This window comes from Intrasporangium oryzae NRRL B-24470 (genome assembly GCF_000576595.1).
Taxonomy (GTDB): Bacteria; Actinomycetota; Actinomycetes; order Actinomycetales; family Dermatophilaceae; genus Intrasporangium_C; species Intrasporangium_C oryzae.
On the sequence record NZ_AWSA01000012.1, the window covers coordinates 36,369 to 51,342 of the forward strand.

14 protein-coding genes are annotated in these 14,974 nt (G+C 71.9%); 5 read left to right on the plus strand and 9 right to left on the minus strand.

Features of this window, described 5'->3' with window-relative positions; genetic code table 11:
* The first annotated feature begins 48 nt into the window (after positions 1-48).
* Both N865_RS07185 and N865_RS07190 read left to right on the plus strand, forming a co-directional pair.
* The gene (locus N865_RS07185; RefSeq protein ID WP_034803467.1) at positions 49-1,542 is read left to right on the plus strand and encodes a long-chain-fatty-acid--CoA ligase; all 1,494 of its coding nucleotides are present in this window, start codon (positions 49-51) and stop codon (positions 1,540-1,542) included.
* A gap of 204 nt (positions 1,543-1,746) precedes the next feature.
* Entirely contained in the window at positions 1,747-2,979 is a 1,233-nt protein-coding gene (locus N865_RS07190) for a L,D-transpeptidase (RefSeq protein ID WP_245603698.1), read from the plus strand.
* On the opposite strand, the gene N865_RS07195 is transcribed toward N865_RS07190, so the two are convergent.
* On the minus strand, positions 2,942-3,928 hold the full coding sequence (locus tag N865_RS07195; protein WP_034803469.1) for a DMT family transporter: 987 nt from the start codon (positions 3,926-3,928) through the stop codon (positions 2,942-2,944). The two genes, N865_RS07190 and N865_RS07195, sit on opposite strands and share 38 nt — an antisense overlap.
* Positions 3,925-4,905, minus strand: a complete 981-nt coding sequence (locus N865_RS07200; RefSeq protein ID WP_034803470.1) for a methionine synthase — start codon at positions 4,903-4,905, stop codon at positions 3,925-3,927. Before N865_RS07200 ends, N865_RS07195 begins: the two co-directional genes overlap by 4 nt.
* 84 nt (positions 4,906-4,989) lie before the next feature.
* Here N865_RS07200 and N865_RS07205 point away from each other — a divergent pair, with 84 nt between their 5' ends.
* Entirely contained in the window at positions 4,990-5,877 is an 888-nt protein-coding gene (locus N865_RS07205) for a GNAT family N-acetyltransferase (RefSeq protein ID WP_245603699.1), read from the plus strand.
* Positions 5,878-5,902: 25 nt separating this feature from the next.
* Here the strand turns inward: N865_RS07205 and mnmA are convergent, their stop codons facing one another.
* Both mnmA and N865_RS07215 read right to left on the minus strand, forming a co-directional pair.
* Positions 5,903-6,991 (minus strand): tRNA 2-thiouridine(34) synthase MnmA, encoded by a 1,089-nt coding sequence (gene mnmA, locus N865_RS07210; protein WP_034803472.1) that lies wholly within the window; start codon positions 6,989-6,991, stop codon positions 5,903-5,905.
* Positions 6,988-8,178: a cysteine desulfurase family protein gene (locus N865_RS07215; RefSeq protein WP_034803474.1), complete on the minus strand. Its 1,191-nt coding sequence runs from the start codon at positions 8,176-8,178 to the stop codon at positions 6,988-6,990. Before N865_RS07215 ends, mnmA begins: the two co-directional genes overlap by 4 nt.
* Positions 8,179-8,272: 94 nt before the next feature.
* Here N865_RS07215 and N865_RS07220 point away from each other — a divergent pair, with 94 nt between their 5' ends.
* Positions 8,273-8,770 carry a hypothetical protein gene (locus N865_RS07220; protein ID WP_211244874.1) on the plus strand — a complete coding sequence of 166 codons (498 nt, stop codon included), beginning with the start codon at positions 8,273-8,275 and terminating at the stop codon, positions 8,768-8,770.
* A 128-nt stretch (positions 8,771-8,898) separates the two neighbouring features.
* Here the strand turns inward: N865_RS07220 and N865_RS07225 are convergent, their stop codons facing one another.
* From N865_RS07225 to N865_RS07245, 5 genes are all read right to left on the minus strand, one after another.
* Entirely contained in the window at positions 8,899-9,858 is a 960-nt protein-coding gene (locus N865_RS07225; protein ID WP_034803476.1) for an electron transfer flavoprotein subunit alpha/FixB family protein, read from the minus strand.
* Between the two features lie 30 nt (positions 9,859-9,888).
* Positions 9,889-10,671: an electron transfer flavoprotein subunit beta/FixA family protein gene (locus N865_RS07230; RefSeq protein WP_034803479.1), complete on the minus strand. Its 783-nt coding sequence runs from the start codon at positions 10,669-10,671 to the stop codon at positions 9,889-9,891.
* A gap of 271 nt (positions 10,672-10,942) precedes the next feature.
* Positions 10,943-11,362 carry a hypothetical protein gene (locus N865_RS07235; protein ID WP_245603700.1) on the minus strand — a complete coding sequence of 140 codons (420 nt, stop codon included), beginning with the start codon at positions 11,360-11,362 and terminating at the stop codon, positions 10,943-10,945.
* Entirely contained in the window at positions 11,359-12,138 is a 780-nt protein-coding gene (locus N865_RS07240; RefSeq protein WP_034803480.1) for an enoyl-CoA hydratase/isomerase family protein, read from the minus strand. The genes N865_RS07235 and N865_RS07240 overlap by 4 nt, the downstream gene beginning before the upstream one ends.
* On the minus strand, positions 12,138-12,653 hold the full coding sequence (locus N865_RS07245; RefSeq protein WP_034803569.1) for a hypothetical protein: 516 nt from the start codon (positions 12,651-12,653) through the stop codon (positions 12,138-12,140). Before N865_RS07245 ends, N865_RS07240 begins: the two co-directional genes overlap by 1 nt.
* A 156-nt stretch (positions 12,654-12,809) precedes the next feature.
* Between N865_RS07245 and glgX the strand changes: the two genes are divergently transcribed.
* Entirely contained in the window at positions 12,810-14,966 is a 2,157-nt protein-coding gene (gene glgX / locus N865_RS07250; protein ID WP_034803482.1) for a glycogen debranching protein GlgX, read from the plus strand.
* Positions 14,967-14,974: the final 8 nt, after the last annotated feature.

Genomic DNA, 14,974 nt, shown 5'->3' on the forward strand with positions numbered 1-14,974 from the left:
CCTCCGGGTAACAATGGGCCCGCCACGTGCCGGAGCAAAGGAGCCTCGATGACCAACCTCGCCAGCAACCTCGTCGCCACCGCTGGACGCGTCCCCGACAAGGTCGGCATCAAGCTCGACCAGATCGAGGTGACGTGGTCGGGCCTGCACCGGGCGGCTGCGAAGGTCGCGGGCCAGCTGCGGGCCGCGGGCATCGAGCAGGGCGACCGGGTCACGCTCATCCTGCCCAACGTCCCCGCGTACCCCGTCGCCTTCTACGGCGTGCTCCTCGCCGGCGGCATCGTCGTGCCGATGAACCCCCTGCTCAAGGCCGGGGAGATCGAGTACTACTACGAGGACTCCGGGGCGAAGCTGAGCTTCGTCTGGCCCGACTTCGCCGAGGAGGCCCACAAGGCCGCCGCCCAGACCGGGACGCGGGTCGTCGTGTGCGGCCCGATGGGCCCGGCCGACGGCGAGCTCCCCGACGCCGACCCGATCCTCGAGGCGGCCGACCGCGCGGACGACGACACGGCGGTCATCCTCTACACGTCAGGAACCACGGGCAAGCCCAAGGGCGCCGAGCTGACGCACTTCAACCTCCACCGCAACGCCCAGGTCTCGGCCTCGGAGATCATGCAGATGAGCGAGGACGACGTGATCATGGGCTGCCTGCCCCTCTTCCACGTCTTCGGCCTGACGTGCGGCCTCAACACGGCGGTCCAGCGCGGCTGCACCCTGACGCTCATCCCGCGGTTCGACCCTGCCAAGGCGATCGAGGTCATCGGTCGCGACCACGTGACGATCTTCCAGGGCGTGCCGACGATGTACGCCGCGATCCTCAACCACCCCGACGGCGACGGCGCCGACACGAGCAGCCTGCGCACGTGCGTCTCCGGCGGCTCGGCCATGCCCGCCCAGGTCATGCGCGCCTTCGAGGAGAAGTTCCACTGCCAGATCCTCGAGGGCTACGGCCTGTCGGAGACCTCGCCGGTCGCCTCGTTCAACATGCCCGACGCCCCGACCAAGCCGGGCACGATCGGGCGGGCGATCCCCGGGTGCGAGATGAAGCTCGTCGACCTCGACGGCAACGACACGCCGCCCGGCGACATCGGCGAGATCGCGATTCGCGGCGAGAACATCATGAAGGGCTACTGGAACCGTCCGGAGGCGACCGCGACGGCGATCCCCGACGGCTGGTTCCGCTCGGGTGACCTCGCCACCGTCGACGAGGACGGGTACTTCACCATCGTCGACCGCAAGAAGGACATGATCATCCGCGGCGGGCTCAACGTGTACCCCCGCGAGGTCGAGGAGGTCCTCTACACCCACCCCGACGTCCTCGAGGCGGCCGTCGTCGGCGTGCCCGACGAGCTCATGGGTGAGGAGGTCGCCGCGGCGGTCGCGCTCCGGCCCGGGTCGACGACCACGGTCGAGGAGATCCAGCAGTACGTCAAGGACCGGATCGCCGCCTACAAGTACCCCCGCCACATCTGGCGCGTCGACGAGCTGCCGAAGGGCCCGACGGGCAAGATCCTGCGGCGCGAGGTGCGGCCCTCGGCATAGTCGGAGACCGTTCACAGGCCCCCGACAGGTTGGTGCCGTATTCCGTCGGGTGGGCCCGGTGCCCACCCGACGAAGGCCGTGTGCGAAGGTGTCCGCCGTCCGATTTGGACGCGCGGGTCGTTTTGGCGTAAGGGGCCCGATCGGAGACACTTGGTCGGTGGGTCGAACCAGGCCCGCCGCACTGATCCTGAGGGGACCACACGCGTGAAGCTGGGTAGTCGTTCGACCGTCATCGCGGGCATGGCCATCGTGGCCCTGCTCGGCCTGTCCGCCTGCAACTCCTCGGCCACCGCCGACGACGGCGCGCGCACCGGCAGCTCGAGCACCGCGGGCACCGCCGGGGGCTCCGCGACCCCGACACCAGCCACCGAGCAGATCGCCTGGGTCACCAACCCCGCCGACCAGGCCCGCAACGTGGCCGTCGACACCCGCGTCACGGCGAGCACCGAGAAGGGCACGCTGACGGACGCCTCGCTGTCCTACGTGAGCAAGAAGGGCAACACCGTCAAGGTCGAGGGCTGGCTCGAGTCGGGCACATGGACGGCGAGCGACCTGCTCGAGCCCGGCGTCAAGTACACCCTGACCCTCACGGGCAAGGACGCCACGGGGGCCGAGACGACCACGAAGCGGACCTTCAGGACCGCGGCCCTGACGCTCAACGACCAGATCTACGTCAAGGTCTCCCCCGGCGACGGGGCGACGGTCGGCGTCGGCATGCCGGTCATCGTCACCTTTGACCTGCCCGTCGTCGACAAGGCGAGCTTCGAGAAGCACATGAAGGTCACGTCCGAGCCCGCCCAGGAGGGCTCGTGGTACTGGCTCTCCTCGCGCGAGGCGCACTGGCGGCCCAAGACCTACTGGCAGCCGGGCACCAAGGTCCACGTCGCGGCCAACCTCAACGGCATCCCCGCCGGCGGCGGCCGGTACGGCCAGATGTCGCGCACGTCCGACTTCACGATCGGCCGGTCCGTCATCGCCAAGGTCAACCTCAAGACGGACATGATGGACGTCTTCATCAACGGCTCGAAGGTCAAGACGTTCCCCATCACCGGCGGGCGCCCCGGCTTCGAGACGCGGTCGGGGGTCAAGGTCATCATGGAGCGCTACACCAACTTCACGATGAAGGCCGAGACGATCGGGCTGAAGCCCAACGACCCGAACTACTACGCGGACACCACGGTCAAGTACGCCCTTCGCCTGACCAACTCGGGCGAGTTCCTCCACACGGCCCCCTGGTCGGTCGCCCAGCAGGGCCACTCCAACGTCAGCCACGGGTGCACCGGCATGAGCGAGCCGACGGGCGACTGGGTGTGGGCCAACATGCGCATCGGTGACGTCGTCGAGACGACGGGCACCAACCGGCCGATGACCATGGGCAACGGCTACGCCGACTGGAACCTCAGCTGGCAGGCGTTCCAGCAGGGCTCGGCGCTCTGACGTCCTCAGCGGCCGGCTCGGGCAACCGGGCCGGCCGGCTCACGACGACGGCCGCGGTGAGCACGACGGCCGAACCGACCCACTGCCACGGGCCGAGCCGCTCGTGGAGCACGACGTAGCCGAGCACGACCGACACGATGGGGATCAGGTAGGTCACGAGCGAGCCGACCTGCTGGCCGACGGCCCGGAACACGTCGAACTGGAAGAGGTAGGCCAGGCCCGTCCCGAGCATGCCGAGGGCGAGCAGCGAGAGCACCGGCCCGGTCGCCGCACCGACGGCGTCAGGCTGGGCCGACCACGGCGTGGCGTGGTCGGCGCGGTGCAGGAGCCACCAGACGGTCACGACGACCGTCATCTGTGCGGCGGCGACCGTGAGCAGGGCCGCCGGGAGCGCGAGGCCCCCGATGTCGGCGTGCGAGAGGTACTTGCGCACCCACGTCCAGCCGATGCCGTAGGAGGCGCCCGCGACGAGGGTGATCCCGAAGCCGACGAGGTCGGGCTGGCCCACGGCGTCCCACGGCTGGGCGATGACGATGACGCCCATGAAGCCGACGACGATCGCGGCGATCTTGCGCGCGGGCAGCCGCTGCGCGGGTAGCAGCGCCATCGTCGCGAGGACCGTCGCGATGGGCGTGATCGCGTTGCCGATCCCGGCGAGAGCCGAGCTCACCCGCTCCTCCCCCAGCGGGAAGAGGGTGAAGGGCAGCGAGCACAGGAAGACGGCGACGACGACGAGGTGCAGCCACACCCGCCGTCCGCGTGGGAGCCGGCCGCCGGTGAAGCGCAGGAGCAGCAGCACGGTGACGGCCCCGAGCACGATCCGCGCGGTGGCGATCTGGAGCGGCGCGAACCAGCGGAGCCCGAACTTCATGAAGAGGAAGCTCGCCCCCCAGATCAGGGCGAGCGACGCGAACTTCGCCTGCCACGGGACGCGCGTGCGGGGGGTCATGCCTGGCTCCTCTCGGTGAGCTCCTGTGCGGCCTCGACCGCGGTGCGCTGGACGGTCCGGGCCATCGGCGGGGTGAGCCCCGCCAGCCCGCAGGCCGGGGTGACGACGATGGCGTCGAGGGAGGTGAGCGGCATACCGATGCGGCGCCAGGCGTCCCCGACGCGGTCGGCGACCTCCTGGGCCCGGGTCAGCGTCCCGTCGGTCGGCACGGCACCCGCATGGAGGCGTATGCCGTCCTCGACCGCGACGGCAAGCCCCTCCCACCCTCGGGGGCGCAGAAGGGAAGTGTCGACGGACAGCGCGGAGGGGCCGGCGTCGCGCAGGAGCGGGATGGGTGGGTCGGCCGCACAGCAGTGGATCACGGTCTCGCCGTCGTGCGACTCCAGGACCGTCCGCAGGCCGGCGAGGGCCACCTGCGGGTCGAGCGGCGGGATCCGGCCGAAGCCGGAGGCGGTCGGCAGCGAGCCCGCGAGCACGGCCGGAAGGGACGGCTCGTCGACCTGGACGATGACCTCGGCGCCGGGGACGAGCCGCCGCACGGCCGCGACGTGGGCGCGCAGGCCCTCCGCGAGGGAGTCGACGAGGTCTCGGGAGGCGCCCTCGTCGGCGAGGGCACGCTCACCACGCGGGAGCCAGACCTCGGCAGCCAGGGTCCACGGCCCGACGGCCTGCAGCTTGAGCGGTCCGGTGTGACCGTCGAAGGCCTCGGCGAGCTCGTCGAGGTCCTCACGAAGGAACGCCGCGGTCCGCGCGGCATCCTGTCCGGGCCGGTCGACGAGGCGCCACCCGGAGGGCTGGAGGTCGACGGGAAGCTCGACGAGCAGGCCGGCAGTCCGGCCGATCATGTCGGCCCCTGGACCCCGCGCGGGCAGCTCGGGCAGGTAGGGCAGGTCGGCCTCGAGCAGCTCCCGCACCTGGGCGAGGGTGTCGCGGACAGAGGTCCCTGGCCAGGACCCGATGCCGGTTGCGTGTGTCACTCCCACACTCTATTGACGCCCCCGGACAGCGAGGTGTGAGGTGTGGACGCACGCCGGCCTCGACGGTCCGGCTACCGTGACGGCGTGCGACGCGACGACTTCACCGGTCCGGCCGACCTGCGGGCGATGCAGCTCATGGCATCGCGCCTCTGGACGCCGACGAGCCGCTTCCACCCGGGTCAGCTCGCGTGGAGCCGCTACGTCCAGCCGGTCGATCCCGCCGTGACCGCCCCCGACGAGGCCATCTCCCTCTGGAGGGACGGGACCGCCGTCGTCGGCTTCGGCTGGGCCGAGGCGCCCGACTGGCTCGAGGTGCAGGTCGACCCCGCGCACCCCGAGGTTGCCGACGAGGTCGCCCTGTGGTTCGAGGAGTGGAGCGACGCCGAGCGGCAGTCCGTCATCACGATGGAGGGCGACGTCATGGAGGCGGCGCTCGACCGGGCCGGGTTCGAGCCTCGTCGCGAGGAGCCGTGGATCACGCACCACGTCCTCGATCTCGCGGAGCTGCCTGACGTGCCAGCCGTGGACGGCTACCGGTTCCGCCACGTCGAGCCCGGCGAGGCACGCGTGCGGGCTGCGTGCCACGCCGCGGCCTGGTCGGACGACGCCCCCTCCCCGGTCGACGAGGCGGTCTACTCCGCCCTCATGGCGGCGTGGCCCTACCGCCACGACCTCGACTGGGTCGCTGTCGACGCGTCCGGGCAGATGGTCGCCTCGGCACTCGTGTGGCTCGATCCCGCCACCGGAGTCGGGCTCCTCGAACCGGTCGGCTGCATCCCGGAGCACCGCGGGCGGGGCCTCGCCGGGGCTGTCACCCTCGCGGCGCTGCACCGGCTGCGCGACCTCGGCGCCCGGACCGCGCAGGTGACGCCCCGCGGCGACGACGGCTACCCCGGCCCGCAACGGCTCTACCGGTCGCTCGGCTTCCGGCCGACCGCACGGACCGTCACGTGGACTCGCGCGCTGGACTGACCCGGCCCGGCGGCATACGGGACGGTCAGGCGGACCGCTCGAGGCGCGCTGCCGAGATCGTCGCCGACCCGACGACGCGCGTGCCGTCGTAGAGGACGACGGACTGGCCCGGCGCGACGCCGCGGATCCGGCGCTCGAGGCGGACCTCGACGGTGTCGCCGTCCGCCCACGCGGTCGCGGGGTACTCCTCGCCGTGCGCGCGCACCTGCGCACCGACCCGGACCACGCCTTCTGGGGCGGGGCCGCACCACCGGGCATGGTCGCCCGTGATCGCGTCGACCCCGAGGAGGTCCGCCGTGCCGACGACGACCTGGTTGGCCTCGGGGCGCACCTCGACGACGTAGCGCGGCTCACCGTCGGCGGCCGGTCGCGAGAGCCCGAGGCCACGGCGCTGGCCCACGGTGTACGCGAACGCGCCCTCGTGCGACCCCACGACCGTCCCGTCCGTGTCGACGATCTCCCCCGGCGCCGCCCCGAGCGCGCGCGTCAGCCAGCCACGCGTGTCGCCGTCCTGGATGAAGCAGATGTCGTGGCTGTCGGGCTTCTTCGCGACGTAGAACCCGCGCTCGGCGGCCTCTTCGCGCACCCGTGGCTTGACCGTGTCGCCGAGCGGGAAGAAGGACCGGCTCAGCTGCTCGGCCGTGAGGACCCCGAGGACGTAGGACTGGTCCTTGGCGGCGTCGACCGCTCGGTGCAGCTCGCGGCGGCCGTCCGCGGTCTCGACGACCTGGGCGTAGTGGCCGGTGGCGACGGCGTCGAAGCCGAGGGCGACCGCCTTGTCGAGCAGCGCCGCGAACTTGATCTTCTCGTTGCAGCGCAGGCACGGGTTGGGCGTGCGTCCCGCGGCGTACTCGCGGGTGAAGTCGTCGACGACGTCCCGCTTGAACCGCTCGGCCATGTCCCAGACGTAGAAGGGGATGCCGAGGACGTCGGCGACCCGCCGAGCGTCACCCGCGTCCTCGATCGTGCAGCACCCGCGGGCCGACTCGCGCAACGTCGCGGCGCTCTGGCTGAGGGCGAGGTGCACGCCGACGACGTCGTGACCCGCGTCGAGCATCCGCGCGGCGGCGACGGCCGAGTCGACGCCCCCGCTCATCGCGGCGACGACCCTCATGACGCGGTCGCCTCCCGAGCCCGCCGAGCCCGGTCGATCGCGGCGGGAAGAGCCTCGATCACGGCGTCGACGTCGTCCTGCGTCGACGTGTGACCGAGGGTGAGCCGCAGGGCGCCGCGCGCGTCGGTCTCGGAGATGCCCATGGCGAGCAGGACGTGGCTCGGCTGCGGTACGCCGGCCTGGCAGGCGGACCCGGTCGAGCACGAGACGCCGGCGGCATCGAGCAGGTAGAGCAGGGAGTCGCCGTCGCAGCCCGGCACGAGCAGGTGGGCGTTGCCGGGCAGGCGGCGCGTGGTTTCTCCACGCTCCCACGGGCCGGTCGGGCGGATGTCGGGGGCGATCTCGAGAGCGCGCTCGATGAGGTCGTCACGCAGGGCGGCGACGCGCGCCGACTCCTCCTCGAGGCTCGCGACCGAGGCGACGAGGGCCGTGGCGAAGCCGACGATGGCCGGCGTGTCGAGCGTCCCGGACCGGACCTGCCGCTCCTGGCCGCCGCCGTGGCTGAGCGGGACGAGGCGGGCGTCGCGGCGGGCGACGAGCGCACCGACACCGATCGGGCCTCCCAGCTTGTGGGCCGTCACGGACATGAGGTCGGCCCCGCTCGCCGCGAAGTCGACGGGCAGGTGTCCGGCCGCCTGCACCGCATCGGTGTGGAACGGCACGCCGTACTCGTGGGCCACCTCCGCGATGGCGGCGACGTCCTGGATCGTGCCGACCTCGTTGTTGGCCCACATGACCGAGACGAGGGCGACCGAGTCGGGGTCCTGCTCGATCGCCGCGCGGACCGTCGCGGGCTCGACGACCCCCTCGGGCGTGCACTCGAGCCACGTGACCGTGGCGCCCTCGTGCTTGACGAGGAACTCGACGCAGTCGAGGACGGCGTGGTGCTCGGTCGCCCCGACGAGGAGTCGCACCCGAGCCGGGTCGGCGTCGCGCCGGGCCCAGAAGGTTCCCTTGCAGGCGAGGTTGTCGGCCTCGGTGCCGCCGGAGGTGAAGATCACCTCGGACGGGCGGGCCCCGAGCGCCTTCGCGATCTTCTCGCGGGACTCCTCGACCGCCCGGCGGGCCGCACGGCCGGTGCGGTGCAGCGACGAGGGGTTGCCGACGACGGCGAGCTGCTCGGTCATCGCGGCGAGGGCCTCGGGCAGCATGGGCGTCGTCGCCGCGTGGTCGAGGTAGGCAGTCACCCAGCGATTCTAGGCTGCGGGCGCCGGTGCCCCGGACCGGACGGGCGTCGCCCGGTCCTGCTCAGGGCTGGACGCCCGACCTATCATCGGACTCATGAGCCGTCGGGACCAGACCGTACGTGCCCCCAGCGCCCACCGCGCGATCGCGGCGATCGCCAACCCGGTGCTCGGCTACTTCGTCGCGCGGCTGCTCCTGCGGCTCACCACCCTGCCCGCGACGATCACGTATGCCGTGTGCCTCGGTGTCGCGCTCGTGCTCGCCTTCCGCGCCTGGTCGGCTCGGGTCGAGCTCGTCGCCGACCGGCTGCGGGTCCGCAACACCATCGCCTCGACCCGGGTGCCGGTGACTTCCGTCCGGCGGGTCGCCGACTCCGGGCGGGTCGAGTGGCTGACGCCGCAACGCCGGAAGATGCGCCTGCCGGCCGAGAGCCTGCACGCGCCCTGGTGGACCTTCGGCATCGGTTCCGGCCACTACGCCTTCAACCGGGAGACGGTGCGCTCCTGGCTCCGAGCCGCAGCGCCCGGGCGCACGACGGCCGAGGCTCCCTCCGAGACGGGGACCGTTCCCGACGCGGACTCCGTCCCGGACTGAGGGGCGACCGACCTCGCGTGACGTGACGTCGAAGCCGGCCGGACGGCATACGGCACGGTGCCCGCGTGCGGGTGCGGACACGCGAAGGGCCACGGACCGCTCGGTCCGTGGCCCTCGACGGGTGCGGGTCAGCCCTTGGCGGCGTTGATCGCCTCGGTCGCCTGCGGGAGGACGGCGAAGAGGTCACCGACGACGCCGAAGTCGACGAGCTCGAAGATCGGCGCCTCGTTGTCCTTGTTGACGGCGACGATCGTCTTGGACGTCTGCATGCCGGCCCGGTGCTGGATCGCGCCGGAGATGCCGCACGCGACGTAGAGCTGCGGCGAGACCTGCTTGCCGGTCTGGCCGACCTGGGAGGCGTGGGGGTACCAGCCGGCGTCGACGGCGGCTCGCGAGGCGCCGACAGCGGCCCCGAGCGAGTCGGCGAACTCCTCGACCTTGGAGAAGTCACCGCCGGTGCCACGGCCGCCGGAGACGACGATCGCCGCCTCGGTCAGCTCAGGACGGCCGGTGGCCTCCTTCGGCTTGGACTCCGTGATCGTCGCGCCCTTCGCCGCGTCGGACGGGGTGTAGGCGACGACCTCGTCGGCGGCCGCGCCGGCGACCTCCTCGGGCGTCGCCGAGTTGGGCTTGACGGCGACGATCGGCGTGCCCTTGGTGACGGTGGCCGTGACGGTGTACGAGCCGGCGAAGACGGACTGGGTCGTCGCGACGCCGCCAGCCGCTCCAGCCTGCACGTCGACGGCGTCGGTGATGAGGCCCGACTCGGTCTTGATCGCGAGGCGGGCGGCGATCTCCTTGCCCTCCGGGGAGGCGGACACGAGGAGGGCCGCGGGAGCCTTCTCGGCGACGAGCAGGGCGAGCACCTCGGCCTGCGGGACGACGAGGTGGGCGAGGACGTCGGGCGACTCGACGCGGTAGACCTTCTCGGCGCCGAACTTCGCGAGCGACTCCTTGGCCGCGTCGAAGCCGTCGCCGATGAAGACCGCGGACGGCTCGCCGATGCGGCGGGCGATCGTCAGCAGCTCGGCGGTGGTCTTGCGGACCTTGCCGTCGACGTGGTCGACGAGGACGAGAACTTCAGCCATGGTGTGGATCTCCTTTGCTGGCTGCTGAGGTCAGACGAACTTGCGCTCGGACAGGAAGGCGGCGAGCTTCTGGCCGCCGTCGCCCTCGTCGGTGACGATCTGCCCCTGCGAGCGCGGCGGGCGGGCGGCGAAGGACTCGACCCGGGTCCAGGCGGCGTCGAGGCCGACCTGCGACGCGTCGACCCCAAGGTCGGCGAGGGACCACGTGTCGACCGGCTTCTTCTTCGCGGCCATGATGCCCTTGAAGGACGGGTAGCGCGGCTCGTTGATCTGGTCGGTGACCGAGACCAGCGCCGGCAGCGTCGCCGTGATCGTCTGGGTCGACGCGTCACCGTCGCGGCGGATCGTCGCGACGCCGCCGTCGACGGTGAGCTCGGAGGCATAGGTCACGGCGGGCAGGCCGAGGCGCTCGGCGAGCATCGCCGGGACGACACCCATCGTGCCGTCCGTCGAGGCCATGCCCGTGATGACGAGGTCGACCGAGCCGATCTTCTTGATGGCCTCGGCGAGGACGAGCGAGGTCGCGACGGCATCGGAGCCGTGGATGGCGGCGTCGTTGACGTGGACACCCTTGTCGGCACCCATCTGCAGCGCCTTCTTGATCGCGTCCGCGGCGGAGTCGGGGCCGACGGTGAGGACGGTGACCTCACCCTCGCCTGCCTCGGCCAGCTTGAGGGCCTCCTCGACGGCATACTCGTCGAGCTCCGACAGCAGGCCGTCGACGTTCTCGCGGTCGGTCGTGTTGTCAGATGCGTTGAACGTGCGCTCCGCCTGGGCGTCCGGCACGTACTTGACACAGACGACGATGTTCATGGGTGAACGTCCTCTTCCGTAAGGGGTGGAGCTGACTACGCAGCTGCCGGAGGTCGCCCCGGCACTGCCGACCATCTTCGCACTGGGCGGCGGCTGACCCACCACCCGTGCGGCGTGACGCTCACCACCCGGCTCGGGCGCCGCAGCACCACAACAACTCCGCCCCGGCGAAGAAGATCCGGCCGGCACCGCACCCGAGACCACAACAAGTCCGCCCGGGCGAAGAAGAGGAGGAAGCGGTAGCGGGGCGGGGGCCGGTCAGGCGGGGTCGTCAGGCGGGGTCGATGTCGGCGGTCTCGAGGACGTGGAAGGCCGGCTCCTCGTAGGGGTGCGCCGCACGCAGGGCGGCCACGACCTCACGGCGACGGTGCCGCGGCAGGACGACCTCCACCCGATGCTCGGGCAGCTCCTCGAGCTCGCCGACCTGACCGATCGCCGGCCGGGCACCGGACCCGGGCCTGAACCGGCCCGACCCCTCGACCAGCCAGGCGCACTCGGTGTAGTCGCCGATCGCGCCGGCGCCGGCTGCGAAGACCGCCGCGAGGACCGTCTCGGTCGCCTCGACCGGGCTGTAGAAGACGAGGACGTCGAGGGGGCCGGACGACCGGGTGGGCCGACCCGGAGGGCTCGCGTCGGGAGCGAGAGGACGCGAGCCCTCCGAACCGGGGGCGTCAGGACGCGCCGAGGTCACCTGCCCTCGAACCTGGCCTTGCCGGGACCCTGCTCGACGAAGGAGGTCATCCCGATCTCGCGGTCCTTCGTCGCGAAGAGCGAGGCGAAGAGCATCCGCTCGATCTCGAGGCCGGTCTCGAGATCGACCTCGAGACCACGGTCGATGGCCTCCTTGGCGGCGCGGACGGCATACGACGCGGCCCCGACGTAGGTGCCCGCCCACTCGCGAGCGGTCGCGTAGACGTCGGCGGCAGGCACGACGCGGTCGGCGAGACCGATGGCGAGCGCCTCCTGGGCGTCGACGAAGCGGCCGCTGAAGATGATCTCCTTGGCGCGCGACGAGCCGACGAGGCGCGAGAGGCGCTGGGTGCCACCGGCGCCCGGGATGATGCCGAGGAGGATCTCGGGCTGACCCAGCTTGGCGTCGTCGGCCACGACCCGGAAGTCGCACGCGAGGGCGAGCTCGCACCCACCGCCGAGCGCATAGCCGGTGATGGCGGCGATGACCGGCTTGGGGATGCGGGCCACGGCACTGATCGAGGAGCTGAGCGGGCCGGAGCGGTCGACCATGTCCGTGTAGGACATCGCCTGCATCTCCTTGATGTCGGCGCCGGCTGCGAAGACCCGCTCGCCGCCGTAGACGATGACCGCCTTGACGTCCTCACGGGAGCCCGCCTCGAGCGCGGCGTCCCGGATCTCCTCCTGCACCTGGACGTTGAGGGCGTTCATCTTCGGCCGGTCGAGGCGGATCGTGCCGATGCCGTCCTCGACCTCGAGCCGGACGAACTCGCCCATCACTGGCCGCCCGACGGGGTGCCATCGCCGCTGTCGTCGATCGGCAGCCACGACTGGAAGAAGAACCCGACGCCCTGGAGGATGTGGTTGACCGAGAGCGGCACGAGGATGTCGAGGTCGGCGTGCGGCGTGATGACGTGCTCGGCCGACACGACGAGACTCTCCTGGACGAGGGTCAGCTTGACGAGGTTGAGCTGCATCGTCATGTCGTTGCAGCGGGCCAGGCGGTCGTTGCGGTCGGGCGAGACCGGCTCCGAGAGCTGCCACTGGCCGAAGAACCGGACGAGGGCGAGGTCGCCCTCCGCGACCCGGGCGAAGAGGGTCGTGCTCGTGCCCTCGTTGTCGACAATCGCGAACTCCACGTCGCCGTCGGCGTCGACCGAGGCGGAGATCCCGAGCTTGGCGAGCTCGTCGACGATGCGGTCGCGAACGGGGGTGTCGCTCAGGGGGGCGCCGTTGGGGGTGGCCGCCGGCGCGTGCGGCTGGAAGTTGGGAAGCGAGGTCGGATCCGTCATGCGCCCCACCGTAACGACCGCGGTCGGCTCGCGTCACCTCGTGTCGGCCAACAGGTCGGACTCCCCGACGCGAGGTCGCTCGTGACCCCGCCGCCACGAGCCGGGGGCCCCGAGACCGCCCGGCGTGTCGTCCCCGGTCCCCCTACGCTGAGGGGCATGTGCCCGCCCCTGACCACCCCGGATCCGACGACGCCGGACCTGCCCCCCGAGCTCGGGGTGCGGCTGACGCCGGAGGGCGCACAGTTCTGCGTCTATGCCGGGCACGCGACATCGGTCGAGGTCTGCCTCTTCGAGACCGGGCCTGACGGCCGCGAGACCGAGCGGCGCCTCCCGCTGCGCCACCGGGCACACGGGACGTGGTTCGACACCGTGCCGGGGGTCGGCCTCGGCCAGCGCTACGGCTACCGCGTCGACGGGCCGTGGACGCCCTACCGCGCCGAGCGGCACAACCCCGCCAAGCTGCTCCTCGACCCGTATGCCCGGGCCGTCGAGGGCGGCGTCACGCTCCACCCGGCCCTCTACGGCCACCACGTCGGCGCCGACCTCACGGGCGACGTGACGATCCGCGACGACCGCGACTCCGCGGCCTACGTCCCGCGCGGCGTCATCGTCGACGACGCCTTCGACTGGGGAGACGACCGTCCGCCCCGCCGCTCGCTGACGCAGTCGCTCATCTACGAGGTCCACGTCAAGAACGCCACGGCGCTGCACCCCGGGGTCCCCGAGGAGCTGCGCGGGACGTATGCCGGCCTCGCCCATCCCGCGTTCGTCGAGCACCTGCTCGGGCTGGGTGTGACGGCGGTCAAGCTGCTGCCGGTCCACACGTTCAGCCACGAGCCCGACCTCGTCGTGCGCGGCCTCGTCAACCACTGGGGCTACAACACGCTCGGCTTCTTCGCGCCGCACGCGCCCTACGCCTCGGCGAGCGACCCGCAGGCCGCGCTCGACGAGTTCAAGGGCATGGTCAAGCTCCTCCACGCCGCCGGCATCGAGGTCATCCTCGACGTCGTCTACAACCACACCGCCGAGCAGTCCCAGGAGGGGCAGACGCTCTCGTGGCGCGGGCTCGACAACCGGGCCTACTACCGGATCGACGACCGCGGCCACGACATCGACGTCACCGGGTGCGGCAACACGATGGACCTGACGCACCCGGTCGTCGCCCGGATGGTGCTCGACTCGCTGCGCTACTGGGTCCAGGAGTGCCACGTCGACGGGTTCCGCTTCGACCTCGCCGTCGCGCTCGCCCGGGGACGCGACGACAACTTCGACACGACCCACCCCTTCCTCGTCAGCCTGCGCACCGACCCGGTTCTCTCGCGGGTCAAGCTCATCGCCGAGCCGTGGGACGTCGGCATCCACGGCTGGCGCACCGGGCAGTTCCCCCCGCCGTTCTCGGAGTGGAACGACCGCTACCGCGACACCCTGCGGACCTTCTGGCTGCGCGACGTAGCCGCGTCAACCTCCGGGATCCCGGGCCACGGCGTGCGCGACCTCGCGACGCGGCTCGCGGGTTCCCAGGACCTCTTCGGACGGCGCGACCGGGGCACGATCGCCTCGATCAACTTCGTCACTGCCCACGACGGGTTCACCCTCGCCGACCTCACGGCGTACAACGTCAAGCACAACGGGCCGAACGGCCACGGCGGCGCCGACGGCACCAACGACAACCGGTCGTGGAACCACGGCGTCGAGGGCCGCACCACCGACCCGGCCATCCTCGCGGCCCGGCGCCGGACGATGCGCAACCTCCTCGGGACGCTCCTGATGTCGACCGGCGTGCCGATGCTCAACGCCGGCGACGAGCTCGGGCGGAGCCAGCGCGGCAACAACAACGCCTACTGCCAGGACAACGAGACCTCGTGGTTCTCGTGGGACCTCGAACCCTGGCAGGTCGACCTCCTCGAGACGACCCAGCACCTCGCCCGGCTGCGTCGCGACCACCCGGTGCTGCGGCAGCGGCCGTTCTTCACCGGCCGCCCGGGCAACCCCGACGGCACGACCGACCTCGCCTGGTTCGCCGCCGACGGGGGCCCGATGGACCACCGGTGGGACGCTCCCGGGACACATGTCCTGCAGGCCTTCTACAACGGCACGTCGATCGACCAACAGTCCGTCCTCATCAGCGTCAACGGCGCGGCGCACCCCGCCGAGGTCAGGCTGCCCGTGGAAGCCGGCCCGGCGGCATACGAGCTGCTCTGGGACAGCACCGACGAGAAGCCCGCCCCCCGGGGCGAGTCCGCGAACGCCGGCACGGCCGTCACGATGGGCCCGGCCTCCATGCGCGTGTGGCGGGCCGTCGCCGGCATGTGACGGCGGCC